Genomic DNA, 25,593 nt, shown 5'->3' with positions numbered 1-25,593 from the left:
GTATTGGAGCGGGTGAAGGGAATCGAACCCTCGTAACTAGCTTGGAAGGCTAGCACTCTACCATTGAGTTACACCCGCATATATTAAATTTAAAATGGTCGGGGTGACAGGGATTGAACCTGCGACCTCATGGTCCCAAACCACGCGCGCTCCCATCTGCGCCACACCCCGATATATCTTAACCAGTGCCATTTGATTAATAACCTTAACGACAAAATTTATTATACAGACTTCCTTTTAATTAGTCAACACCTTTTTTGAAGTTTTTAATTAAATTTTGACAGTTTTTATTGTAAATTCTCTTCAAGTCCTTATTTTACCTTCTTTTCTCTTATATACCTTAGGAATACTAATGACTTATATTGTTACTGCTAAATTCTCTGACTATATTAAAATAAACTTAAATATAATTAACAAATTATGTAACTTAATACTCAACACACGGAATAAATTTAAATAGTTCCCTATGCAAAATAAATATATTTATACATGGAACTATTTAAATATATAACAAGTAAAATTATTATATGTAAACTATAAATATTTTTTCATCTCTTCTGTTAACTTAGATAATGCATTTCCTCTATGACTTATAGCATTTTTTACTTTAGAAGGTACATCATTAAATGTAGCCTTTAGTTCTGGCACATAGAATAGAGGATCATATCCAAATCCTTCACACTCTTTGTATTTCTCTAATATTAAACCTTCTACTTCACCTTGAACTTTGATAATATCTTTCTCATTAACTATTAAAATCATAGCACATATAAATTTTGCTTTTCGTTCATTAAAAGGCACACCTTCTAACTCTCTTATTAACTTTTTATTATTTTCCACTGAATTTCCATGTTCACCACTATATCTAGCAGAATATATTCCCGGAGCTCCATTTAATACTTCTACTGATAATCCTGAATCATCAGATAAAACAAGTACATCTTTACAAATTTCATGAATTGCCTTAGCCTTTATGTATGCATTTTCCATAAATGTAGTGCCTGTTTCTTCTACGTCTATATCTATATCAGCTTCTTTTAAAGATACTACCTCTAAATCAAACTCTTTAAGAATCTCCTTTATTTCTACAATTTTATGATGATTATTACTAGCAACTATTACTCTTTTCATTACAAATTCTCCTTCTTAAATGTCTACTGTATGTTAAATAACTCATCTGCTTCTGGCGGAGTTACTTCATTGATTTCTTTATCATCTATTACTATACCTTTACTCTTAGTTATTTCTCCTATTTCAGTAGCCTTAATTCCATTATCATCAAAAGATTTTAACAACTTTTCTGGATTATCAGTAGTTATAAGCATACTACCTGATGATATTAGTCTTAATGGATCTATATTAAATTCTTTACATACTTTCCTTGTAATTTCTGTAATTGGCATTCTAGATTTATTAACCTTAAATCCTACATTACTTGCATTAGCAACTTCCCATAATGCTCCTAAAACTCCACCCTCTGTTATATCATGCATAGATGTTGCTTTAGCTATTCCACCTATTTTTCCTTCTTTCACTACACTTATGCTCTCCACATAACCTCTTGCTTCTTCAATCTCTTCATCTGTTAATATACTCCTGCATCTCTCTTCATAATCATTAACCAATATTGAAGTTCCTTCAAGGCATAGTTGTTTAGTAACTATTATGCTATCCCCTACTTTTGCTCCTGATGTGCTAATAGCACTATTAACATTACTTTTTCCAATAGCCGTACACGAAACCACTATCTTATTAACAGCTTCTGTTATTTCAGTATGGCCACCTATAATTTGAACATTTACTTTACATGCTTCTTCATGAATTTCTTTCATAAGATCATGTAATTCTTGTATAGTAGTCTTTGGTGGTGCTAGTATGGTAACCAAGATTCCTAATGGCTCGACTCCACAGGAAGCTATATCATTACAATTAATATTAACTGCAATTTTACCTATATTTTCATCTGCACCAGTTACAGGATCTGTAGAAATTACGCATTGATTACTATCAAAATTTATAATGGCACAATCTTCTCCTATGCCATTAGATACTTCTACTTCCTTCCTCTCTTTCCCTTTATGGTTATCTATTATGTATTTTAGTTCATTCCAATTTAATTTTCCTACCCTCATATAAATTCTCCTAACCTAAAAAAACTATTGTGTTTTTAGCACATTTTCACTTCTCATATCATATTATTAAATATAACTAATATTCTGGTGGTGTTATTTTGAGATATATAGGACCTTTTTTAAGAATTAACATACTAAACAATGACAATATAAAAAGTCAATTGTTTCATTTTTCTAAAGAGTCCCTTAGACATATAGTTCTACACTCTGGATGTGGAATTATATCTAGAAATGCAAACTTAAAAATTAAACCTTTACCTAATGATGATGATATCACAAATAGCGTTATTTCTCCACTATTATGTGTATATAGAAAAGCCGACGGAAAACTTTTGAAAGAAAAAGATAAATTACTTTGGAATCATCGCAAGTTTAAAAGAGAAATAAACATATGTGCTAATGGGTATATGACCCTTGGTTTGCTGTACTTATCTGACTATTATAGAAAATTTAAAGATGTTGACGAGGATAAATATAAACTTAGCAAATACTATGTTGACCTATCCATTGAGCAATTAGAATTTTTTGCTCTTTATTGCCGTAATAGTGAGGGTGTATTTGTTGATAAATATGATTCTACAGATCCTCTCCAAAAAGAATATTTTCTTACAGACAAGAATATGAAGTTTAAATTTTCAACACAAGCTCTTCTTATGGCAGCATATTATAAATGTGCTACACTTTCGGAAGACAATAATGAAAACTTTAAATCCTTTGCTCTAGATATAATGAATCTATTCTCAAGTCTAAAACAAGAAATATATAATACTTCTCACGATGAGTTAGTTAAAATATGTTTAGCCTTCAATATTCTTTATGAATGTTCAAAACTGGAGAAAACTAAGGAATTACTAGTAGATTTTTCTGAATTAATGATTGAAAATATCAATCATATGCCACCTTCTGTAATTAGAGATAATATAGATATTTCTTGTTTATGCTATATAAACTCTATATTAACTTATAAAAATACCAATTTATCGCATTTTAAAGATGCAGCCTTTAAAATCTTTAATAACCTAGAAAAATTATATAATAATGATGATGGTATTTTTATTAAAGACATTTCTGAAAAAGAAAACAAATTTTCTTCAGATGAAATAATTCTATATCTTTATGTATTTATGATTCAAGAGTCTTTATTAAGTGACAATGAAAAAACCGAGCTAGCTTCTAAAATTCATGGTCTTTATAAAAAACAGGTAGTAAGCTCTGGAATTATACTTAGGTGGCCGGAAGCTCCTAGTCTTGATAATCCTGAAAGATATAGGAATTTTTCATGTAAGGCAGAAGACCTATTAGATGATAATTATTTCAGATTTTCTTCTTATGTAAATAATGATACTAATGATTTAGCACCTATTTTTGTTAAAAATATTTCTTTAAATAGAAAGAAAGAAAGTTATAAACATTATAAACATAGTTTTGATTCTTGTAAAAACATGTTTAACTTTTTTACAATTATTTATTTAAATACAATTTTAGATTTCTAATAAAGAAGTACCTTAAATTTAAGGTACTTCTTTAACTTTTTCTAATCTTATATTTCCAGTGGTAGTTACATACACTTGGTTTATACCTTCTTTAACACAAATAACATTGTTAATATTATATATAGGTATAGATATTAACTGATTTCTTAGTATTTTTTCACATTCCTCATAAATAGTTTTTCTTTTTTCGTCATTCATTTCATATTTTGCAGAATTAATAAGATTGTAATATTCTTCATTTTCATATGAAATGAGATTATTATTAAAAATCTTATGGAAACTCTCAAAATACTCTCCAGGATTTCTATAGCTGAAATCAAACCTCTGCAATACTATATCATACTCTCCTTTATCAACAGCATTTTTCAATTCTTCTTTAGAATATTCTTTTAAAACTATTTCTGAATCAGTACATTCTTTAATATCAATACTTAAATCTTCAACAATTCTCCTATTTAAGTTGTTTTTTTCAAAAATTACTCTTATTTCAGGATTTTCATTGATATTGACCTTGTTAAAGAATTCTTTAGCTTTTTCAGTATCTCCAAAAGTCGAGAATACTTGTTCTGTTTCATCTGTTTCCATCACATAGGATGTAGCTGGAGTAAGTAATTCTTTGCATATAAGTTGAGAGTAGTATTCCTTTGATAAAAGTGAGTTTATAGCTATTCTAAAATTTATATCTCCACCAACAGTTGCTTTATCCGGGTTAAAACTTAAATAATATACAGCTGAACCATTAAAACTTCTCACCATTGAGTTTTGAGATAATCTTAAAAGTTCATTTATTGGAGCATCCATCATTATATCAATACTACCTGAAAAATAATCTGTATTGGTATCCGTTGACTTTTCAAAAATAGCTAAAGTATTTTCTTCGCTGTTTAAAAATGTAATTCTAATAGTTTCATCAGTAATTTTAGTTTTTTCATAATGCTTTTGATTTTTTTCTATGTAGATCCCATCATTCTTTACATCTTTAATTACAAAGGGCCCTGTATACCTTATTGAAGTAAAGTTTTCCTTATACCTATCCAGGGTTCCGTAATCTCTAAGGTTAAATACTGGGTTAGCTATGATATTAATAAAATAGGGATTTTTATAATTTAGTCTAATAGCTATGGTACTATCATCTTTTACGTTTATTGCCACATTTGAAAAATCACCAATTCCTTCTCTAAACTGCTTAGCTCCATATATACAATCTAAACTACTAGCATATACATTATTTCTATCACTTAAAAATCCTTTAAAAAAACTCTTAATTGCCTCTGCAGTAATTTTTTCTCCTGTACTATAATATATATCCTCTCTTAATATAAAAGTGTATTCTAAGCCATCTTCTGAAGTTATTATCTCCTTTGCAAGTGCTGGTACTATTTCTCCATTGTTATCTTCTTTTACTAAACCTTCAAAAAGTGTTATTAGCAAATCTTTATCTCTTACAGTATTTTCTCTTGTTAACTGTAAATCTTCAGGATTTACATTCATATTGTAAGTTATATAATTCACTTTACTATATTTTGCAGAATTCAATTTATCTTTCTCAATAGATATTCCTGCTAAAATTATTATAATGCAAAGTACTGTAAATATTATTTTCTTCACCACAACACCTCCTATATTTAAAATTATTTACTCATTTATTTCAAAATAAACAATTCTGAGCAAGTTAACACAAAATTCTTCTTTTCCAATTGTAAACATGTGATATAATATTTATAATAATGTGTAAATAAATTGGAGGTATCTTATGGTTTACTTAGATATTATATTGAAAATATTAGGAATCTTATCTTTAATAACTTTTATGATAATAATCATTTGGGGATTTGTTGTTTTCAATTCTATATATAGCCAGCTGAGATATAGTAATTATATACTTGAAAAAATCTCACATATATTAAATATTTCATGTATAGATATGCACGCTAAGGAAAAGGAACAACAACAAAAATCTGAAATAATTGATGAAAACTCTAATTCAGAGCGTTTAGATAGTACTTCTGACTCTACTATCTAGAATAATAATTATTTAGTTATGGATGATACTCCTAATCAACAGAAAAATTTATATTGATTAGATGTATAGTACAATACAAATTATTTACTATAGCAATTAGCCCCATGGATAAAAACTCCATGGGGCTAATGCTTTCTACTTTAAATCATTCCCTTAAACTCTTCTTCAGAAATTACTCTAATTCCCAATTCTATAGCTTTATTATACTTAGAACCTGGGTCTTCTCCAACTATAACAAAGTCTGTTTTTTTACTTACAGAACCTGCTACCTTTGCACCGAAACTTTCTAATTTATCTTTAATTTCATTTCTTGAAAATTCTTTTAAACTTCCTGTAACTACAATAGTTTTATCTTTAAAAGGATTTTCATCTATTTGCTGAACTTGTTCCTCCCTTGGAGTTACACCCAAATTTAATAGCTCATTTATGGTTTCTCTAGATTTATCTAATGAGAAGAATTCAACTATAGTTTTTGCAACTATATCTCCTATATCGGGAACTGATATTAATTCTTCAAAGGATGCTTTCTCAATATTTTTTAAAGTTTTAAATTTCTTTGATAGATCCTTAGCTGTCTTTTTACCCACATTCGGAATACCTAGTCCATATATAAATGAAGATAACTCACATTCTTTACTATTCTCTAATGCTGTTAAAAGATTTGTAGCTTTCTTATCTCCAAACTTTTCTAATCCAACTAATTCCTCTTTTTTTATTCTATATAAATCTGCTATTGACTTTATTCCAAGTTTTTCAAATAACTGTTCAGCAGTTTTTTCACTAAATCCAGCTATATTCATAGCTTCTCTGCCAGCGTAGTGAACTATAGTTTTTACCATTTGAGGCTTACATGCTAAGGTGTTTTCACAAAACAAATGCACTCCATCTCTAAATAATTCTTCCCCACAACTAGGACATACCTTAGGCTCTTCAATAGAAATACTTCTTTCTAATGACTCCTCTACTACTCCCATTATTTCTGGAATTACATCATTAGATCTTCTAACAAATACTGTGGCTCCAACTTTCACTCCCTTACGCTGAATATCATCTAAGTTATTCAAAGTAGCTCTTTTAACTGTTACACCACCTAATTCTACTGGCTCAAGAATTGCAGTAGGACTAACTCTTCCACTTCTACCTACATTCCATTCTACATCCAAAAGCTTAGTAGTTGTTTCTTCTGCTTCAAACTTATAAGCTATTGCCCACTTAGGAAACTTAATTGTATATCCTAATACCTCTCTAGTTTTTATATCATCAATTGCTATAACTACCCCATCTATGTCATAATTCAAGTTGTTTCGAATACTATTAATATATTCAACTTGTTTTTCTATCTCATCAATATTAGTGCATGTTTCCATATAATTATCCATAGGGAGTCCCATTTTTTTTATAAAATTCATCATTTCAGTATATGTATTAAATGGATTTCCTTCATTATATCCAACATCATAGAAAAAAGCAGATAAATTTCTTCTGGCAGTTTCCTTTACATTTAAATTTCTAAGTGCTCCAGCTGCTCCATTCCTTAAGTTCTTTAATGGGATAGAAGCATTTTTATTATAGTTTTCAAAAGCTTCCTTTGTCATAATAGCTTCACCATGAACTTCGATTATACTGTGATTATCTATTATGAGTGGAATAGATTTTATAGTCTTTACTTGACTAGTAATGTCTTCTCCAATTTCTCCAGTCCCTCTAGAGGATCCAACTATTAAAATCCCCTCTTGGTTATAGGTCAAATTTATAGAAAGTCCATCAAACTTTTTAGTAACAATATATTTAACACTTGGCAGTTTTTCTTCATGATTATTATTATACTCATTTATAGCTTTAATATTTCTATTATGCCAATTCTTAATTTGTTCTATGGATTGAGCCTTATCTAAACTCCAAAGAGGAGCTCTATGTTTATATTTTCTAAATTCATCTAAAACTATATCTCCTACTCTTAACGTTGGTGAATAAGGTAAAACCTCTTCAAGTTCACTTTCTAAAACTTTAAGTTCATCATATTTTTTATCATATTCCTTATCAGATATGATAGGATTATCTAGTACATAGTATTCATAGGAGTATTTATTTAACTCCTCTACTAACTTCAGCATTTTACTACGCTTATCATCACTCATTATAACGCTTCCTCCTATTAACTTAAAAATAGCTCTTATATATATTTAAAATTTAATTATAGGCTATGTTTTATTAACATCTAAAACATAGCCTATAATAAACTTATTCTGCTGTCTTCGTGACTTTCTTACACTATATTAAGCTAGTTCAAGACCTGCCTTATTAAGCATAAGCTTTTTGATTCCCATATTGTTAAAGGCTATAGTTACTATAGTTTCTCCATTGTCTGAGGATATAGATACTACAGTTCCCACTCCAAATTTACCATGTCTTACTTTTACCCCTATAGTAAGTTCTTCTTTAGCTGCACATTTGTCAACTCCACATTCCATGCCACTAATTTCACTTGAAGCCATAGGTTTCTTTGAATTATAAAAACCACTTCTAAAGGAGTGAGGATTATTATTAACTTTATTATTTACTTTATTGTTAATATTATCAAAACTTCCTCTAGATTGAGTTCCTCCATCATCATTCAAATCACATTTTAATTCCTTAGGTATTTCACTTATGAAGTCTGATATAGGATATCCCACAGTTCTACCAAATACCATTCGCTGTTCTGCCGATGATATATATAGCATCTCTTCAGCTCTTGTAATAGCAACATAGCAAAGTCTTCTTGATTCTTCCATCTCATTAAAATTATTCAAAGAAGCCATGCCTGGAAATATTCCATTTTCCATTCCAACTAAGAAAACTACTGGAAATTCAAGTCCTTTTGAACTATGAACAGTCATCATTACTACTGCATTATTCTCTTCATCTAAATTATCTATATCAGAAACTAAAGTTACCTTTTCTAAAAAGGCACTTAAGGATTTATCTTCTGAAGAATTTTCAAAGACTACAGCATCAGATACAAGTTCCTTTAAGTTTTCTATTCTACTTTCATCCTCGGCACTACTAGAACCCTTAAGCATTTTCATGTATCCACTTCTATCTAAAATATCCTCAATTAGTTCAGGTACACTTATATTCTCTGCATCCACTATAAGAGTATTCATTAAGCTCACAAATTTATTTATAGATGTTATAGCTCTTGCAGAAAGATTTGGTATAAATTCTGCATCTAAAAGTGCATCATACATGCATATATTATTTTCTGCTGCAAATTCCTGTACCTTAGCTATGGTTGTGTCTCCAATACTTCTTTTAGGCTCATTTATAATTCTTTTTAAACTTATATCATCAAGAGGATTATTTATCACTTTCAAGTAAGCCATAATATCCTTAATTTCTTTTCTTTCATAGAATCTGAGTCCCCCTACTATTTTATAGGTTATCTCATTCCTTCTAAAGGCTTCCTCAAATATACGCGATTGGGAGTTCATTCTGTAAAGTATAGCAAAATCCTTTAAGCTTCTATTTTCTTCTCTTATCATTCTTTTAATTTGAGTTGCTACAAAATTTCCTTCATCTATATCGCTATAGGCTCTATATACTTTTAGCTTTTCTCCAGATTCACTTTCTGTTCTTAATACTTTATCTTTTCTTTGCGCATTATTTCTTATAACCTTATTAGCAGCCTCTAATATGTTTGATTTCGACCTATAGTTTTGCTCCAACTTAATAACCTTTGCTCTTGGAAAGTCCTTTTCAAAGTCCAATATATTATTTATATCTGCACCTCTCCATGCATAAATACATTGATCGTCATCTCCAACTACACATATATTTTCATTTTCATTAACTAAAAGCTTTATCAATTCATATTGACATTTATTAGTATCTTGATACTCATCTACAAGAATATATTTAAATTTTCTTCTATAAAACTCTCTAACCTCATCATTTTCTTTAAGCAGTTTAACAACTAAATAAATTAAATCATCAAAATCCAAAGAATTTGTAGTCTTTAATTTCTTTTCATAGGTTAGATAAACATCTGCTATCTTATTCATTCGAAAGTTTCCTTCATTTTCTTTTTTAAACTTCTTAGCAGATATTAATTTATTTTTAGCATCGGAAATTTTTGAGATAATTTCTCCATCAGTTATGTCTTTATCATTGATATTAAGTTCTTTCATGCACTGCTTTACTAGTGATTTAGCATCGTAACTATCATATATAGTAAAATTTTTATTGTATCCTAACTTATCAATTTCTCTTCTTAAAATTCTTACACAGCTAGAGTGAAAAGTTGAAACCCACATTGTATCAACTATATCTCCTACTAATGATTTAACTCTTTCCTTCATCTCTCCTGCTGCTTTATTTGTAAAAGTCAAAGCTAAAATCTGTGAGGGATATATATTTAAATCATTTATCATATGTGCCATTCTATAAGTAAGAACCCTAGTCTTTCCTGATCCTGCACCTGCTAAAATTAACAAGGGGCCTTCTACGGTAACAGCTGCTTCGTATTGCTCCTTGTTTAATAGCTTTTTTAAATCCATCTAATCACTCCTAAATTTATAGTTATCTAATGTAATTTATTAATCTTCTTTATCCTATAATATAATACTATACTATGGATATTTAACCTATTCTTTATTATACCATATACTATGAATTTATAAACGACATATAAATAATTACTCAATATGGTTACTACACCATAACCTTATATTGTAATTACTTTAATTTCTAATAAGTTGATTAAATAGAAAAAGCCTTACTCTCTTCAAAGTAAAGCTTTTTCTTATAATTAATCTATGATTACTTATAACTTTCTATTTATCTTCATATTCATTCCAATCAACTCTTTCAAATACTACCTTATATCCATTATTTCCATAATTTAAAGAACGATTGACTCTACTTATGGTAGCAGTGCTAGCTCCAGTACTACTAGCGATATCTAAATAAGTTCTTCTCTCTTTAAGCATTCTTGCAACTTGAAGTCTTTGCTCCATAGCTTTTATTTCATTTATTGTACAAACATCTTCAAGGAACCTATATACTTCCTCTCTGGTTTTAAGAGATCTAATTGCATCAACAAGATAATCCATTTCTGAAGTTTCAAGTTTTGAAACATATCCACTCATTATTTTCTCCCCTATCACTAAAAAATTCATCTATATACATTATAAAGTTATCATATTAAAGTGTAAACATTTAATCTTTAATATAATTTTATCAGACATTAAATACAAAAGCTATCCCCCTGGATAGCTTTTAGTTAAAGTATAAATATGTTTATTCCTATAATTGACCCTGCAAAAACAACTGCTGATACTATAGTAAGTTTAGTTAAGAATGATTCCTTTGTTTTAGTTTTATTTTTGCTATAAAAAGTTTCTGAACTTCCAGCTACTAAGCCACCTAAGCCTGATGATTTACTTTCTTGAAGAGATATTGCCAATATAACTGTTAATGCGGAAATAATTATTACAACCTTTAATGCTGTTATCATTATTATGCCCCCTTAATTCTTTATCCTTATACATGTAATATATTTTATCACAGTAAAAATATTTTTACAATGGAAACAGTAATAAATGTAAATATATATATTAAATTAATATATACTTCTAATATATAAGTAAAACATCGAACAAATTTTGCATTTGTTCGATGTTTTTATTATAGAAATTAGTTATCTCTTTATGTTAAAGAAAGATTTTAATCCTCTAAATTCAGCCATGTCACCAAGTTCTTCTTCGATTCTTAATAATTGGTTGTATTTAGCAACTCTCTCACTTCTTGCAGGAGCTCCAGTTTTAATTTGACCTGCATTTGTAGCTACTACTAAGTCAGCTATTGTAGTATCTTCTGTTTCTCCAGATCTGTGAGAAACTACTGCAGTATAACCAGCTCTTGCAGCCATTTCTATAGCATTTAAAGTTTCAGTTAAAGTTCCTATTTGGTTTAATTTTATAAGAATTGAGTTTGCAGTTTCTCTTTCAATTCCCATTCCAAGTCTAGAAGTATTAGTTACAAATAAGTCATCTCCAACTAATTGAATTTTTTTACCTATTTTATCAGTTAAGTACTTCCATCCTTCCCAATCTTCTTCAGCCATACCATCTTCAATAGATATTATTGGATATTTTTCACATAATTCTACATAGTAATCTGCCATCTCATGAGGAGTTAACATTCTTCCTTCCCCAGCAAGATTATATTTTCCATCTTCAAAGAATTCAGAAGATGCTGGGTCAAGTGCTATGAAAGCATCTTTTCCTGGAACATATCCAGCTTTTTCTATTGCTTCGATTATAACCTTTATTGCTTCTTCATTTGATGATAAATCTGGAGCAAATCCCCCTTCATCACCTACACCTGTTCCAAGTCCTTTAGCTTTTAAGATTCCTTTTAATGCATGATAAACTTCTGCTCCCATTCTTAAAGCTTCGCTAAAAGATGTAGCTCCTGCTGGCATAACCATAAACTCTTGTAAGTCCACATTATTATCAGCATGTTTTCCACCATTTAAGATATTCATCATAGGTACTGGTAAAACTTTAGCATTAACTCCACCAATATATTGGTATAAACCAAGTCCTAAGTAATTTGCTGCAGCTTTTGCACAAGCAAGGGACACTCCTAAAGTAGCATTAGCACCTAATTTTTCTTTATTATGAGTTCCATCTAATTCTATCATAGTCTTATCTATAGCAACTTGATCGAATATATTCATTCCTATTAATTCTTCTGCTATTATGTTGTTTACATTATCAACAGCTTTTAATACACCTTTTCCATTGTATAGAGATTTATCTCCATCTCTTAATTCAACAGCTTCAAATTGACCTGTTGATGCTCCTGAAGGTACTGCCGCTACCCCTACTGTACCATCTTCTAGAACAACTTCAACCTCTACTGTTGGGAACGCTCTTGAATCTAATATTTGTCTTGCATAGACATCAATAATTTCAACATATTGTTTCATTTTTTTTCCTCCTTCATATTATGTTTATAATAAATTTAGCATGGCTAAATATTTTAACTTAACAACTTAAATTAATGATTTTCCACTCATTTCACTTGGAATATCTAATTCCATCTTCGTTAAGATAGTTGGAGCAATATCTGCAAGTATTCCTCCACTTCTAAGTGTTCCTACTTCTTTACTTACGTATGTAAATGGAACCAGATTAGTAGTATGTGCAGTCATTGGTTTACCTGTAGAGTAATCAATCATAGACTCCGCATTACCATGGTCTGCTGTGATAAACACTGTACCATTATGGTCTAGTACTTTATTTACAACCTTGCCTAAGCAATAATCTACAACTTCAATAGCCTTTACTGCTGCTTCAATAACTCCAGTGTGTCCAACCATATCTGGATTAGCATAATTTAATATAATTAAATCATATTTGTCTTTTTCAATACTTTTTAATACTGCATCAGTAACTTCATAGGCGCTCATTTCTGGTTTTAAGTCATAGGTTGCTACTTTAGGTGATGGAATCAATACCCTATCTTCACCCTTATTAGGTTCCTCTACTCCACCATTAAAGAAGAAAGTTACATGAGCATATTTTTCTGTTTCTGCAATTCTAAGCTGCTTTAGTCCTTTGCTACTAACATATTCACCTAATGTATTCTCATAACTCTCAGGTTTATAAGCTATTTGTACATCCTCAATAGTTTTATCATATTGAGTCATACATACATAGGTTACATCTAAACTTTCTCTTTCAAAACCTTTAAAATCCTTATCTTTTAAAGCTCTAGTTATCTCTCTTGCCCTATCTGGTCTAAAGTTAAAAAATATTATGGAATCTTTATTTTTTATAGTAGCTACCGGTTTACCATCCTTCACAATTACACTAGGAATTACAAACTCATCTGTTTTATTATCATGATAAGCATCGTCTATAACTGCAAATGGGGAAGTACTAATATTTCCTTCACCTTTTACCATTGCATTATAGGCCAATTGTACTCTTTCCCATCTATTATCTCTATCCATAGCATAATATCTACCAGAAATAGTTGCAATTTCTCCTATTCCCTCACTATCCATATGGTTTTGTAACTCTTCTATAAATATTTTTGAAGATGTTGGTGATACATCTCTTCCATCTAAAAAGCAATGAACAAAAACTTTTTTTACAGCCCTTCTCTTACAAAGAGTTATAAGAGCTTTTACATGATTTATATGAGAATGAACTCCTCCATCTGATAATAATCCTATTAAGTGAACAGCTGAGTTATTTTTTAACGCCTCATCAATAGCAATATTAAAGGCTTTATTTTCAAAGAAATCGCCATCTTTAATTGATTTTGTTATTCTAGTCAATTCTTGATATATTATTCTTCCCGCACCTATATTTAAGTGTCCTACTTCTGAGTTACCCATCTGCCCCTCAGGAAGCCCTACATCTAGACCAGAAGCTGATAATGCGGTGTGAGGATATTTAGCCTTTAATCCATCGTAGTTAGGCTTATTGGCCTCTCTAACTGCATTTCCATCCACATTGTCGCTTATTCCAAAACCATCTAATATCATTAGCATTACTGGTTTTTTATTCATAATATTTGACCATCCTTTTATTAGTAATTTACAATAGCTGCAAAATCTGAAGCTTTAAGACTAGCTCCACCTATTAATCCTCCATCTATATGTTCCTTTGACATTTGCTCTTTTATAGTTGATGGCTTAACTGATCCGCCATATTGAATTCTAACTTTATCTGCAACTTCTTCTCCGTATAACTTGCATATAACTCCTCTAATAAATCCTATTGTATTATTAGCATCATCAGCAGTTGCAGTTTTTCCTGTCCCTATTGCCCAAATAGGTTCATAGGCTATAACCATATTTTCAACTTGCTCTTTTTTTATTCCTATTAAATCTTGCTTTATTTGAGCACCTAATACTTCTTCAGTTATTCCTAATTCTCTTTGCTGTAAACTTTCACCTATACATAATATAGGTGTAATCTTGTGATGAAAAGCAGTCTTTAATTTTTTATTAATAGCTTCATCAGTTTCATTAAAATACTGTCTTCTTTCACTATGTCCAATTATAACAAATTTTACTCCTAGTTCTTTAAGCATTAATGGAGAAACTTCTCCTGTAAAAGCACCTGATTCTTCAAAATGCATGTTTTGAGCCCCAACCATAATATTGCTTCCCTTACATTCTTCAACTATTGCTGGTAAACTTAAAAAAGTGGGACAAACTACTACATCACAGCTAGCATCATTTACTAAAGGCTTTAATTCCTTAACTAAATTTACTGCTTCTTCTATTGTATTATTCATCTTCCAGTTTCCTGCTATTATTGCTTTTCTCATGATTAATCCTCCTATTAATAACTTTGCAACACATCTTTAATAATGCTAAGATATTCAAGTTTTTTCCTTAAGAGACATATTACATTTTTTTCTCTAAATCAAATATAATATATTACTCTCGAAAAGGAAAGTAAATAAACAAGATTTTATCTTGTTTATTACTTTCTTTATAGATTTTACATTTATTTATCATTTAAAGCAACAATTCCTGGAAGTTCTTTTCCTTCTAAAAATTCTAAGGAAGCTCCGCCACCTGTTGAAATATGTGTCATTTTATCTCCTAGACCAAATATATTAACAGCCGCAGCACTATCTCCTCCACCAATTATTGTAATTCCATCACAATTAGCCATAGCTTCTCCTACTGCTATTGTTCCCTTATTAAAGTTTTCAAATTCAAAAACTCCCATTGGACCATTCCAAATAATAGTTTTAGATTTTGCTATCACTTCTGCATATAATTCTCTTGTTTTTGGTCCTATATCTAAAGCCATATATCCATCTTGAATATTTTCATCTTCTGTTATTACTGGATTTGCATTTTTATTGAATTCCGTAGCTACTACGTGGTCTATCGGTAGATATAATTTTACTCCTTTTTCTTTAGCCTTATCCATCATCTCTAGTGCATAATCAATTTTATCTTCTTCTACCCTTGATATACCCATTTTATATTCTTTAGCTTTTAGGAAAGTATATGCCATAGCTCCTCCTATAAGAAGATTGTCTACTTTCTCTAAAAGATTATTTATTACATTAATTTTATCTGATACTTTAGAACCTCCTAAAATAGCAGTAAATGGTTTCTCAGCATTTTCTATAGCTTCTCCTAAAAACTTAAGCTCTTTCTGAATTAAATATCCGCAAACTGACTCTTCTACAAACTCAGTTACTCCTACTGTAGAACAATGAGCTCTATGTGCTGTTCCAAAAGCATCATTTACGAATAGATCACAAAGAGAAGCTAATTCCTTAGAATAATTTTCTTCATTTTTAGTTTCTTCTTTTCTAAATCTAGTATTTTGTAATAGTACTATATCTCCATCATTCATATCTGAAATAGCTGACTTTGCTTTATCTCCCACTACATTATCATCCGCTGCAAAAATTATCTTCTTATTTAATAGTTCACTTAATCTTGCTGCTACTGGTGATAGCGAAAGCTCTGGTTTCGGCTCCCCCTTTGGTTTTCCTAAATGTGAACATAATATAACCTTTGCATTATTGTTAACTAAGTACTCTATAGTAGGTATTGCTCCTAGAAGTCTATTTTCATCAGTAATTTTACCCTCTACTATAGGTACATTAAAATCACACCTTACTAAAACCTTTTTACCTTTCACATTGATGTCTTCTAATGATTTCTTGTTAAATGACATATTAAAATCTCCTTTTTTAAACTTATTGTAATAAAAATCTAGTTCAATCATAAATCATAGAACTAGATTTTTATTACATACCTATTTTAACACATTTTGAAGATTATAATCTATCTGCAACATATTTTGTTAAATCTGCTAGCCTATTTGAGTAACCCCACTCATTATCATACCAAGCTACTACTTTAACTAGATTATCTCCCATAACCATAGTTGATAATGCATCTACAATTGAAGATCTCTCATCACCTCTAAAGTCCATTGAAATTAATGGTTCCTCAGAGAATCCTAAAATCCCATTAAGTTTTCCTTCTGCCGCTTCTCTTAAAGCCCCATTAACTTCCTCTACGCTCACTGACTTACCAAGTTCACATACTAAATCAGTCATTGAAACTGTTGGTGTTGGAACCCTTACTGCCATACCATTTAATTTTCCTTTAAGCTGCGGTAAAACTAATGCAACCGCTTTTGCCGCTCCTGTAGTTGTTGGAATCATTGATTCTCCTGCAGCTCTAGCTCTTCTTAAATCTTTATGTGGAGCATCCAATATTTTTTGATCATTAGTATATGAGTGTATTGTAGTCATAAGTCCTTGTACTATACCAAACTTTTCATCTAAAACTTTTGCAAAAGGAGCTAAACAGTTAGTTGTACATGAAGCATTTGAAATAATATTGTGATTTTTAGCATCATATTTATCTTCATTTACTCCCAGTACAATTGTTATATCTTCATTTTTTGCTGGTGCGGAAATTAACACCTTTTTAGCTCCAGCTTCTATATGAGTCTTTGCTTTTGTAGCATCTGTAAATAATCCTGTAGATTCTATTACAATATCTGCACCTTGAAGTCCCCATGGTATATTTTTAGGATCTCTCTCTGCAAATATTCTTATTTCCTTTTCATTAACTATAATTGAATTCTCAGTAGCTTCAACTGTTCCATTGAATTTTCCATAAAGGGTATCATACTTCAAAAGATGTGCTAGTGTCTCAGGATCTGTTAAATCATTAATTGCTACAACTTCTATGTCATTTCCATATTTATCTACCAAAACCTTAAATACATTTCTTCCAATTCTACCGAATCCATTAATTCCAACTTTAACCATTATAAAATACCTCCAACATTTAATTTAATAATTTTTATATTAAAACTTAATTGATATAAATAGAATTTTAGGAGATATCATCCTAAAAATCCTTATCTAGAAATACATTTCCTTATATATACATATTGATTCTAAAGCATATAAGCTGAAAAATCATAATATATTAATTTTAAAAACATATAAGTACTTTAATAAGTAACTCTAGGATAAAATCATTAAGTATTAACAACCAACTTTATTTAAAAATAGTTTTAAAATTTCTTTTGCCGTAGCTTCATCAGTAACTAATGTTGAATTTAATTTACCCATTTGTATAGCCATGATAGCTTCTGCCTTTTCAACACCTGCTGCTACAGCTATTACATTAGGGATATTTTCAATTCTATCTTTAGTTATTCCAATTGAAGGCATAGAATATACAACCTCACCTTTGCTATTAAAATAATGTCCATAAGCTTCTCCTATAGCTCCTAATTCTAATATTCTTTCCTTTACGTCCTTACCTAAACTTCTCTTATCACACATATCTTTAGCCAGTCCTATACCATGGATAAGAATATTTGATTTCTCTATATGTTCAAAAGTTTCCTTAATATCTGATTCCTTAATCAACGCTTTAAAAGAATCCCTACTTATGTTATCTGGAATGTGTAACAATTCATAAGTAGCATCTAACTTATTTGCTAAAATCTCTACTAAGGTATTAGATTGTATTTCTGTTTCCTTTCCCATACCACCTCTTCCAGGTAAAACCTTTATATTTTTATATTTAGTGATTGGAAGGAAATTGTAAACTACCTCCTTAATTGTTCGTCCTCCTGTAAGGGATATTATAATATCATCTTTAATAATACTTTTTAAATAATTACCCGCTACCCTACCAAGTTCAGTATATAATGAATTATCTTCTGTTACATTTCCGTTAATAACTATTACTTCTCTAACTTTAAGAATTTTCTTCAATTCCTCTTCTAAGTGATTTAAACCACTTAATTCCTTCATAAAAGCCTTAAGCCCAATAAAAACTTCATCACCTTCTTCAGTAATATACATACCAGAGGACTTAATATCAATTAATCCTTGAGTTTTCAATAGATTTGTTTCGCTTCTTACAACTCTTTCACTTAAATTTACTATGGTTGACAGCAACCTTCTGCCTATGGGTTCTCTATACTTTATATTTTTTAATACGGTATATCGCATATCTAAAACTTCTAGCAATTCAGGCACTACCTTCTGCTGTAATTTTAATAACTTCTCCATCTTTCACCTCATTGACAAATCGTGTCCCTATGGACACATTTTGTCCCATAAACATTTTAAATTCCTATTTATATTATATGACAATATTCATTGTTTGTGAAGTACTTATGTTAATTTTAGTTTTATATAAGTTATATTTCTACATTCATCTACAATTTATTCAAAAAAAATTAATTCCATATAAATCATAATAATAAATTAATGTTTCATATGGAATATCAAAATCTATATTAATCTTTTTCGTTGAGATGAGGATTTTATTCCTAACTCCTCTCGATATTTGGCTATAGTACGTCTAGATATATCTATGCCTTTTTCATTAACAAGTTTACATATAACTGAGTCAGATAGTGGTTTTGACTTGTCTTCAGATTCTATTATATTCTTTATCATATCTTTTACACTAACAGATGATATATCTTGACTTAAAATGTTTACACTATTAGTAAATAAATCCTTTATTCTCTTAATTTCCCCTGTATGAAGAGCTACATATTTATCTCTAATAGCTCTACCAACCGTAGATTCATGCATATTTAAACTATTAGCTATATATTTAATAGTCATAGGTTTTATATAATTATTACCCTTATCTAGATACTCCTCTTGATTTTTAACTATTTCCTCCATGACTTTACACAAAGTATTTTTTCTATTTTGTATACTTTTAATCAAAAACATCGCACTACTTATTTTGTCTTTTACATAATCTATAGCTTCCGAATCATTACTGCTTTTAATTACATCTTTATATGTATTATTAATTATTAATTTAGGTAATAAATTATCATTCATTAAAACTACATAATCACCACTTATTTTTTTTATATAAACATCTGGAACCAAATATCCAATCTCTTCACCAGTAAAAAATCCCCTGGTAGGTTTAGGTTCCAATTTTTTTATTATATCTTCACATTCTTGAACTATTTTAGCCGCAACTCCAAGTTTTTTCCCTATTAATTGATATTTTCCTTTTGATAACTCATATAAATAATTATTTATTATTTCCTCAACATAATTATTCATTATATTTTTCCTATGCAGTTGAAGTATTAAACATTCACTCAGTGACCTAGCACATATTCCAGGCGGTTCAAGTCCCTGAACTATATCTACACATCTCATAGCAGAATCTTTTGGAATACTGAGTTCTTCCATTAAATTATCTATAATCTTTTCATCTAAATATCCTCTATGATCAATATTATCTACAATATATCTACAAATACACTCATCTTGTCTATCTAAATTACTATGCATAACTTGTTCTCTTAAATAATCCTTAATAGTAGGTTTGCTACTTATAAAATTAAAAGGTGATACCAAATCATCTTCTTCATGTTTGTAGTATGATCTATCATTATAATTATCCATGGCCATGTCTCTAATTAATTCTCTATACTCTCTCAACTCATTATCAACTATTTCTTCTTTAGCTGTTTCTAAATTATTTTCTACTTCCAAAACTACATTTTCTTGTAATTCCTTATCAATATGTTGTAAAAGTTCATAGGATGACATTTGTAATAACTTTATTGATTGTTGCATCTCCATTGTCATAATCAATTTTTGTTCCTGTGATAGCCTTAAATCAAAGCCTAAATTCATAAATATCCCTCCTACTCATCTTAACTAATCATATCATAAATTATATGATATTTCTAACTAAATAGAGTCAATCCATATTTCCCCGACAATAATTTATAAAAAGAGAGTTAGCCTATAACAAACTAACTCTCTAAACTATATTCAATTTAAATTGATTTAAATATTATCTACCATTCTTTTCATATGCTTCTCCCGAAGCAGCTGGTGCATTTGTTTTCCCTACAAAGCCAGCAAGTGCTAACATAGTTAATAGATATGGTATGATTGTAAACACTTCAGATGGTAATGACCATCCAAGCCCTTGGGCAAATATCTGGAATGATTCACCAAAAGCAAATAACAAACATGCTCCAAAGGAACCGATAGGTGTCCAGTTACCAAAGATTACAGCTGCTAAAGCAATGAATCCTCTACCTGCTATCATTCCCTCTCTATATATTGGTGTAATACCAATTGATAAAGCAGCTCCACCAAGACCAGCTAACATGCCTGATAATATTACACAAATGTATCTTACTAGGTATACATTTATTCCCAGTGTATCTGCAGCTTTTGGATGTTCTCCTACAGATCTAATTCTAAGTCCAATAGAAGTTTTGTAAAGTACAAAATGGGCTACAAATACCAATACTACCGCCATTATTACAAACCAGTTTAATCCAGATAAAATATCACCAATAATAGGAATATTCACAATGAATTCTGGTAAGTTGTAAGGAAGAAGGGTTACCAAGTCTGTTTGACCGCCCTTTCCATTGAATAATATATATATCAAGAAACTAGCTAGAGCTGTAGCAAACAAGTTAATAGCTGTACCAGAAATAACCTGGTCTGATTTTAAGTGGATACTAAGAACTGCATGAATTAATGCAAGTAATCCACCCGCTACTAAAGCAAATACTATTCCTACTACAGGACTACCTGTTATATATGTTCCATATACAGCAAAAAATGCTCCTATGGTCATCATACCTTCAAGACCTATATTTACTACTCCTGAACGCTCAGAAAACACTCCTCCTAAGGATGTGAAGATAAGAGGTGTAGCTATTCTTAAAGTAGCTGTTATTAATGAAATGATACTAACAACAATTATATTATCCATTCATTATCTCCCCTTTCTTTTTCTTATTTCCAAAGTAAGTCACAATGTAATCTGTTGCTACAAATATAATAATTACTGATTGAATTAAAAATACTATTTCTTTTGGTATTCCACTAATTTGAAGAGCTCTTGAACTACTATTTAAAGCTCCGAACAATATGGCTGATAAAATACATGCTACTGGATTTTTCTTAGCTAACAATGCTACTGCTATACCATCAAACCCATAGCTAGGAACTACCATAAAATCTTGAATTAAATGTTTCACACCAGCTACATGTGTAGCTCCACCAAGTCCAGCTATAGCTCCTGATAAAACCATAGCTAAAACTGCATTCTTAGCAACATTTACTCCACCATATTCTGCACCATGAGGATTTATACCAACGGCTCTTATCTCATATCCAATGGTAGTTTTCCATAATATAAATGCCATAATAATAGCTGTTATAATACCTATAAATAAACTTATATTAGCTGAGCTTCCTTGAACAAACCTTGCAAGTTTTGCACTTTCTTGTATCATTGGAGTTGCAGCCTTTCCTGGAACTCCGAAGGCCGTTCTAAGTATAATATAGTTGGCTAAAGCGATAGAAATATAGTTCATCATAATTGTATTTATAACTTCACTAGTTCCAAATTTCGCTTTAAGAAATCCTGGTATTCCTCCCCAAATTCCTCCAGCAACTATACCACTTACAATTATTAATGGAATGTGTACTATAGGACTTAATCCTGGTATGGTTCCTACTATAGCAGCTGCAACCATACCTAGTACAAATTGACCACCTACACCAATATTAAATAGTCCACATCTAAAGGCTACAGCATTAGCTACACCAGTAAAAATTAAAGGTGTCACTTCCGCTAGTGTAGCCATGGTATTTCTTTGTGTTCCAAAACTACCAGTCCATATAGTTGAAACTAAATCAGTCAAAGCTGTAAAATATTGAGTTATTGAATACCCTTTTGCCCACATAACAAAAAATACTGATATAAATAAAGAAAGTATAACTGCTACTACAGGAAAGAGTATAGCCTTTATTGTATCCTTAACTTTACTACTCATTTTATTTCTCTTCCCCTTTCTTATCTAAGCTTCCACCAGCCATTAATATACCCAGTTTTTGCTCATCTGCATCTTTTCTGTCTAAAATATCTACTATTTCACCATCATACATAACAGCAATTCTATCTGAAAGAGCTAAAATTTCATCTAATTCTAAAGATACTAAAAGTACTGCTTTTCCTTTATCTCTCTCATCCACAAGTCTACTATGAATATATTCAATAGCACCTACATCTATACCTCTTGTAGGCTGAGCTGCAATTAATAATGTTGGGTCTTTAGAAATTTCTCTAGCTGCAATTAATTTTTGTTGGTTACCTCCAGATAAAGCAGATGCATTTACTTCATTACTCGGTGTTCTTACATCAAACTCTTCTATAAGTGTGTCACAATGTTTTTTGATAGCCTTATAGTCCATCATAATACCTTTATTAAATTCTTTGTTTTTATGAATTCCAAGAATAGAGTTTTCAAATAATGAATATTTTAGTATAAGTCCTCTTTTATGTCTATCTTCAGGAATATGTCCAATACCTGAGTCAATAATTTCTCTAGGAGATTTTCCATATAAATCTTTTCCATTTAATAATATTTTCCCATTATGACCTTTTCTAAGACCTGTAAGTACTTCTAGTAGTTCTGTTTGTCCATTCCCATCTACTCCTGCAATCCCTAAAATTTCGCCTCCATTAACAGTAAATGAAACATTTTTCACAGCAGGAATTCCTCTTTGATCATTTGCAGATAGATTTTCAACCTTAAGAACTTCTCCTGTTAATTCAGATTCTCTTTTTTCTACTACTAAATTTACCTTTCTTCCAACCATCAACTCAGCTAATTCATCAATACTAGTATCAGCAGTATTAACGATACCAGTAACCTTACCTCTTCTAATTATAGTAACCCTATCACTCATACTCATAACTTCTTTCAATTTATGAGTTATAAGAATAACAGATTTTCCTTCTTTTTTCAAATTATCTAATATTTTGCCTAATTCCTCAATTTCTTGTGGAGTTAAAACCGCTGTTGGTTCATCAAGAATTAATATCTTTGCTCCTCTATAAAGAGCCTTAAGAATTTCTACCTTTTGCTGCTGTCCTACAGATATATCTTCAATAACAGCATTAGGATCTATGGAAAATCCATATTTATCTGACAGTTCTTTCACATCATTATAGGCTTTTTTTCTGTCTATACGTAATCCTTTATTGGGTTCACATCCAAGTACAATATTTTCAGCTATTGTAAAGTTGTGAACTAACATAAAGTGTTGGTGAACCATTCCTATTCCAAGCTTTATCGCTTCACTAGGGTTGTTAATTTTAACTAAATTTCCATTAACATAAATATCACCTTTTTCTTGCTGATACAAGCCATAAAGTATATTCATTAAGGTAGTTTTTCCTGCACCATTTTCACCCAACAATACGTGTGTTTCTCCCTGCAATAAATCAAAGTCCACACTGTCGTTTGCAATGGTACCAGGGAAAACTTTAGTTATACCTTTCATTTCAATTACTTTTTCCATTTCCCTTCCTCCTTATAATATTACCTACGTTTACATACTACATTAAAATGCTTAATATTAGTTAAAATACCTATATGTACTTTATAGAATCCATCTCCCATTATACCATAAAAATATTTTATTGAATATTTTTTTTTCATACAACGTCATTCTAATAAAAACATATTAACAAAACTAATAAAAAAAAGCTAGATGTAAAATCTAGCTTTTTTCTTACTCTCTTCTTGCTTATTTATAATCAATAGCTTCTTGTCTTGTAGCAGGTACTTTAATTTTACCTTCTTTAATTTTAGCTTCAAACTCTTCTGCTTTCTTAATTACATCAGCAGCAGTATTGTCTTTAGTTGTTGCAGCCATACCTACTCCGCCTTCAGCAATACCTAACTCAACATGACCTGCTTTGAATGTTCCATCTATAACTGCTTTTGTTGCATCGTAAGTAGCATTATCAACTCTCTTCATCATAGAAGAAAGGATAACATCTTTAAAGTCTGGAAGAGAAACCGCTTGGTCCATATCAACACCAATAGCCCAAACATCTTTTCCTTCTTTCTTTAATTCTTGTGCTCTTTGGAATAAACCAATACCACATCCACCAGCTGCATGATAAATTACGTCACATCCAGCTCCATATAATGATGTAGCAAGTTCCTTACCTTTATTTGTATCAGCAAAAGAATCTGCATATTTAACAGTTGTTCCTGGATTTTTACCATCTGCACTTAAAAGACCTTCAGCAGCTTTTGGGTTAACAGCTTTAACACCAGCAGCAAAACCAGCTTCAAATTTATTAATTGTATCGAAGTCTTTTCCACCTATAAATCCAACTTTGTTAGTTTTAGTAGTTAATCCAGCTATAACTCCCATTAAGAAAGAACCCTCTTCTTCTTTAAAAGTTACTGACATTACGTTATTAGCTTCAACTACAGAGTCTATAATACAAAGTTTTGAATCTTGGTTGTTTTTAGCTACATTAGTAACTGCATCTGCTAATTGGAAACCAATAGCTAGGGTTAAATCAGAACCACCATCTATTAAAGCTTGTAGGTTTGGTTCATAGTCTTCTTTCTTTTGAGCTTCAACTGAAGTGTATTTAACTCCAAACTCTTCTACTGCTTTTTTAACTCCTTCATCAGCTGATTGGTTAAATGATTTGTCATTTAATCCACCTTCATCTGTTGAAAGACCTACTGATACTTCTGATTTAGGAGTATCTTTGCCTTCACTTGCTGTGCCTTTGTCATCGTTTCCGTTACCAGCGCAACCTACAAGTAGGGATGCAGTCATAGCAACCGTTGCCATAAGAGCAACTATTTTTTTCATTTTCATCTTAAACCCTCCTGAAATAAATAAGTAATATAAATATATAAAAATTTTTATTATAGTATGTATTATAACCTAATAAAAAATTTTTATCATGTAAATAAATATATTCAGTATTATTTAATTTCATATATTTATATGCTGAATATACCATAATTATCCGTAAAAATCAAATAAAATTGACTGTAAGACTACAGTCAATTTTATTTTTATTACT

The 25,593-nt window shown here is 30.3% G+C and carries 20 protein-coding genes and 2 tRNA genes; 2 read left to right on the top strand and 20 right to left on the bottom strand.

The window, feature by feature from the left end:
- Positions 1 to 4: 4 nt before the first annotated feature.
- The 4 genes from ACTNBA_RS08035 to ACTNBA_RS08020 all read right to left on the bottom strand — a co-directional run bounded on the left by ACTNBA_RS08035 (position 5) and on the right by ACTNBA_RS08020 (position 2,132).
- Positions 5 to 78 (bottom strand) — tRNA-Gly (locus ACTNBA_RS08035).
- A 17-nt stretch (positions 79 to 95) separates the two neighbouring features.
- A tRNA-Pro gene (locus ACTNBA_RS08030) sits at positions 96 to 171 on the bottom strand.
- A gap of 363 nt (positions 172 to 534) precedes the next feature.
- Positions 535 to 1,131, bottom strand: a complete 597-nt coding sequence (locus tag ACTNBA_RS08025; protein WP_441073342.1) for an XTP/dITP diphosphatase — start codon at positions 1,129 to 1,131, stop codon at positions 535 to 537.
- Between the two features lie 23 nt (positions 1,132 to 1,154).
- A complete protein-coding gene (locus ACTNBA_RS08020) occupies positions 1,155 to 2,132 on the bottom strand; it encodes an AIR synthase family protein (protein ID WP_441073341.1) in 978 nt (325 codons plus the stop codon).
- A 98-nt stretch (positions 2,133 to 2,230) separates the two neighbouring features.
- On the opposite strand from ACTNBA_RS08020, the gene ACTNBA_RS08015 reads away from it, so the two are divergent.
- A complete protein-coding gene (locus ACTNBA_RS08015) occupies positions 2,231 to 3,625 on the top strand; it encodes a hypothetical protein (RefSeq protein ID WP_441073340.1) in 1,395 nt (464 codons plus the stop codon).
- Between the two features lie 18 nt (positions 3,626 to 3,643).
- Here ACTNBA_RS08015 and ACTNBA_RS08010 read toward each other — a convergent pair whose 3' ends face one another.
- Complete coding sequence (locus tag ACTNBA_RS08010; protein WP_441073339.1) at positions 3,644 to 5,233, bottom strand: ABC transporter substrate-binding protein; 1,590 nt, start codon at positions 5,231 to 5,233, stop codon at positions 3,644 to 3,646.
- Positions 5,234 to 5,378: 145 nt separating this feature from the next.
- Here ACTNBA_RS08010 and ACTNBA_RS08005 point away from each other — a divergent pair, with 145 nt between their 5' ends.
- Complete coding sequence (locus tag ACTNBA_RS08005) at positions 5,379 to 5,648, top strand: hypothetical protein (RefSeq protein WP_150845066.1); 270 nt, start codon at positions 5,379 to 5,381, stop codon at positions 5,646 to 5,648.
- A gap of 140 nt (positions 5,649 to 5,788) precedes the next feature.
- Here the strand turns inward: ACTNBA_RS08005 and ligA are convergent, their stop codons facing one another.
- The 15 genes from ligA to ACTNBA_RS07930 form a co-directional block, all read right to left on the bottom strand.
- Positions 5,789 to 7,786, bottom strand: a complete 1,998-nt coding sequence (ligA, locus tag ACTNBA_RS08000) for an NAD-dependent DNA ligase LigA (protein ID WP_441073338.1) — start codon at positions 7,784 to 7,786, stop codon at positions 5,789 to 5,791.
- Between the two features lie 138 nt (positions 7,787 to 7,924).
- Positions 7,925 to 10,186 carry a DNA helicase PcrA gene (gene pcrA / locus ACTNBA_RS07995; RefSeq protein WP_441073337.1) on the bottom strand — a complete coding sequence of 754 codons (2,262 nt, stop codon included), beginning with the start codon at positions 10,184 to 10,186 and terminating at the stop codon, positions 7,925 to 7,927.
- Between the two features lie 276 nt (positions 10,187 to 10,462).
- Positions 10,463 to 10,777: a YerC/YecD family TrpR-related protein gene (locus tag ACTNBA_RS07990; RefSeq protein WP_346848987.1), complete on the bottom strand. Its 315-nt coding sequence runs from the start codon at positions 10,775 to 10,777 to the stop codon at positions 10,463 to 10,465.
- Between the two features lie 134 nt (positions 10,778 to 10,911).
- Positions 10,912 to 11,145: a preprotein translocase subunit SecG gene (gene secG / locus ACTNBA_RS07985; protein WP_035135246.1), complete on the bottom strand. Its 234-nt coding sequence runs from the start codon at positions 11,143 to 11,145 to the stop codon at positions 10,912 to 10,914.
- Positions 11,146 to 11,328: 183 nt separating this feature from the next.
- Positions 11,329 to 12,624 (bottom strand): phosphopyruvate hydratase, encoded by a 1,296-nt coding sequence (gene eno, locus ACTNBA_RS07980; RefSeq protein ID WP_035132373.1) that lies wholly within the window; start codon positions 12,622 to 12,624, stop codon positions 11,329 to 11,331.
- Positions 12,625 to 12,690: 66 nt separating this feature from the next.
- Positions 12,691 to 14,217 carry a 2,3-bisphosphoglycerate-independent phosphoglycerate mutase gene (gene gpmI / locus ACTNBA_RS07975; RefSeq protein WP_441073336.1) on the bottom strand — a complete coding sequence of 509 codons (1,527 nt, stop codon included), beginning with the start codon at positions 14,215 to 14,217 and terminating at the stop codon, positions 12,691 to 12,693.
- Between the two features lie 20 nt (positions 14,218 to 14,237).
- On the bottom strand, positions 14,238 to 14,984 hold the full coding sequence (tpiA, locus tag ACTNBA_RS07970; RefSeq protein WP_441073335.1) for a triose-phosphate isomerase: 747 nt from the start codon (positions 14,982 to 14,984) through the stop codon (positions 14,238 to 14,240).
- Between the two features lie 182 nt (positions 14,985 to 15,166).
- Entirely contained in the window at positions 15,167 to 16,363 is a 1,197-nt protein-coding gene (locus ACTNBA_RS07965; protein ID WP_441073334.1) for a phosphoglycerate kinase, read from the bottom strand.
- Positions 16,364 to 16,466: 103 nt separating this feature from the next.
- On the bottom strand, positions 16,467 to 17,474 hold the full coding sequence (gene gap, locus ACTNBA_RS07960) for a type I glyceraldehyde-3-phosphate dehydrogenase (RefSeq protein ID WP_035132381.1): 1,008 nt from the start codon (positions 17,472 to 17,474) through the stop codon (positions 16,467 to 16,469).
- A gap of 222 nt (positions 17,475 to 17,696) precedes the next feature.
- Entirely contained in the window at positions 17,697 to 18,737 is a 1,041-nt protein-coding gene (locus ACTNBA_RS07955; RefSeq protein ID WP_441073333.1) for a sugar-binding transcriptional regulator, read from the bottom strand.
- A gap of 225 nt (positions 18,738 to 18,962) precedes the next feature.
- Entirely contained in the window at positions 18,963 to 20,348 is a 1,386-nt protein-coding gene (gene rpoN, locus ACTNBA_RS07950; RefSeq protein ID WP_441073332.1) for an RNA polymerase factor sigma-54, read from the bottom strand.
- A gap of 163 nt (positions 20,349 to 20,511) precedes the next feature.
- Positions 20,512 to 21,453 carry an ABC transporter permease gene (locus ACTNBA_RS07945; RefSeq protein WP_441073331.1) on the bottom strand — a complete coding sequence of 314 codons (942 nt, stop codon included), beginning with the start codon at positions 21,451 to 21,453 and terminating at the stop codon, positions 20,512 to 20,514.
- Positions 21,446 to 22,522 (bottom strand): ABC transporter permease, encoded by a 1,077-nt coding sequence (locus ACTNBA_RS07940; protein WP_035132389.1) that lies wholly within the window; start codon positions 22,520 to 22,522, stop codon positions 21,446 to 21,448. The genes ACTNBA_RS07945 and ACTNBA_RS07940 overlap by 8 nt, the downstream gene beginning before the upstream one ends.
- A 1-nt stretch (position 22,523) precedes the next feature.
- Positions 22,524 to 24,053, bottom strand: coding sequence for an ABC transporter ATP-binding protein (locus tag ACTNBA_RS07935; protein ID WP_441073330.1), 1,530 nt, complete (start codon positions 24,051 to 24,053; stop codon positions 22,524 to 22,526).
- A 228-nt stretch (positions 24,054 to 24,281) separates the two neighbouring features.
- Positions 24,282 to 25,382, bottom strand: a complete 1,101-nt coding sequence (locus ACTNBA_RS07930; RefSeq protein WP_441073329.1) for a BMP family lipoprotein — start codon at positions 25,380 to 25,382, stop codon at positions 24,282 to 24,284.
- Between the last annotated feature and the right edge of the window lie 211 nt (positions 25,383 to 25,593).

The sequence above is a fragment of the Clostridium sulfidigenes genome (assembly GCF_052067195.1).
GTDB lineage: Bacteria > Bacillota > Clostridia > Clostridiales > Clostridiaceae > Clostridium_J > Clostridium_J sulfidigenes.
Note: the sequence above shows the minus strand (reverse complement) of the source record. Positions and strands in the feature narration are given on the sequence as shown.

What these genes read in the sequence shown, in the direction of transcription:
- ACTNBA_RS08025 (WP_441073342.1), bottom strand. Translation starts at nt 1,131, where the DNA reads ATGAAAAGAGTAATAGTTGCTAGTAATAATCATCATAAAATTGTAGAA.
- ACTNBA_RS08020 (WP_441073341.1), bottom strand. Translation starts at nt 2,132, where the DNA reads ATGAGGGTAGGAAAATTAAATTGGAATGAACTAAAATACATAATAGAT.
- ACTNBA_RS08005 (WP_150845066.1), top strand. Translation starts at nt 5,379, where the DNA reads ATGGTTTACTTAGATATTATATTGAAAATATTAGGAATCTTATCTTTA.
- ligA (WP_441073338.1), bottom strand. Translation starts at nt 7,786, where the DNA reads ATGAGTGATGATAAGCGTAGTAAAATGCTGAAGTTAGTAGAGGAGTTA.
- pcrA (WP_441073337.1), bottom strand. Translation starts at nt 10,186, where the DNA reads ATGGATTTAAAAAAGCTATTAAACAAGGAGCAATACGAAGCAGCTGTT.
- ACTNBA_RS07990 (WP_346848987.1), bottom strand. Translation starts at nt 10,777, where the DNA reads ATGAGTGGATATGTTTCAAAACTTGAAACTTCAGAAATGGATTATCTT.
- secG (WP_035135246.1), bottom strand. Translation starts at nt 11,145, where the DNA reads ATGATAACAGCATTAAAGGTTGTAATAATTATTTCCGCATTAACAGTT.
- eno (WP_035132373.1), bottom strand. Translation starts at nt 12,624, where the DNA reads ATGAAACAATATGTTGAAATTATTGATGTCTATGCAAGACAAATATTA.
- gpmI (WP_441073336.1), bottom strand. Translation starts at nt 14,217, where the DNA reads ATGAATAAAAAACCAGTAATGCTAATGATATTAGATGGTTTTGGAATA.
- tpiA (WP_441073335.1), bottom strand. Translation starts at nt 14,984, where the DNA reads ATGAGAAAAGCAATAATAGCAGGAAACTGGAAGATGAATAATACAATA.
- ACTNBA_RS07965 (WP_441073334.1), bottom strand. Translation starts at nt 16,363, where the DNA reads ATGTCATTTAACAAGAAATCATTAGAAGACATCAATGTGAAAGGTAAA.
- gap (WP_035132381.1), bottom strand. Translation starts at nt 17,474, where the DNA reads ATGGTTAAAGTTGGAATTAATGGATTCGGTAGAATTGGAAGAAATGTA.
- ACTNBA_RS07955 (WP_441073333.1), bottom strand. Translation starts at nt 18,737, where the DNA reads ATGGAGAAGTTATTAAAATTACAGCAGAAGGTAGTGCCTGAATTGCTA.
- rpoN (WP_441073332.1), bottom strand. Translation starts at nt 20,348, where the DNA reads ATGAATTTAGGCTTTGATTTAAGGCTATCACAGGAACAAAAATTGATT.
- ACTNBA_RS07945 (WP_441073331.1), bottom strand. Translation starts at nt 21,453, where the DNA reads ATGGATAATATAATTGTTGTTAGTATCATTTCATTAATAACAGCTACT.
- ACTNBA_RS07940 (WP_035132389.1), bottom strand. Translation starts at nt 22,522, where the DNA reads ATGAGTAGTAAAGTTAAGGATACAATAAAGGCTATACTCTTTCCTGTA.
- ACTNBA_RS07935 (WP_441073330.1), bottom strand. Translation starts at nt 24,053, where the DNA reads ATGGAAAAAGTAATTGAAATGAAAGGTATAACTAAAGTTTTCCCTGGT.
- ACTNBA_RS07930 (WP_441073329.1), bottom strand. Translation starts at nt 25,382, where the DNA reads ATGAAAATGAAAAAAATAGTTGCTCTTATGGCAACGGTTGCTATGACT.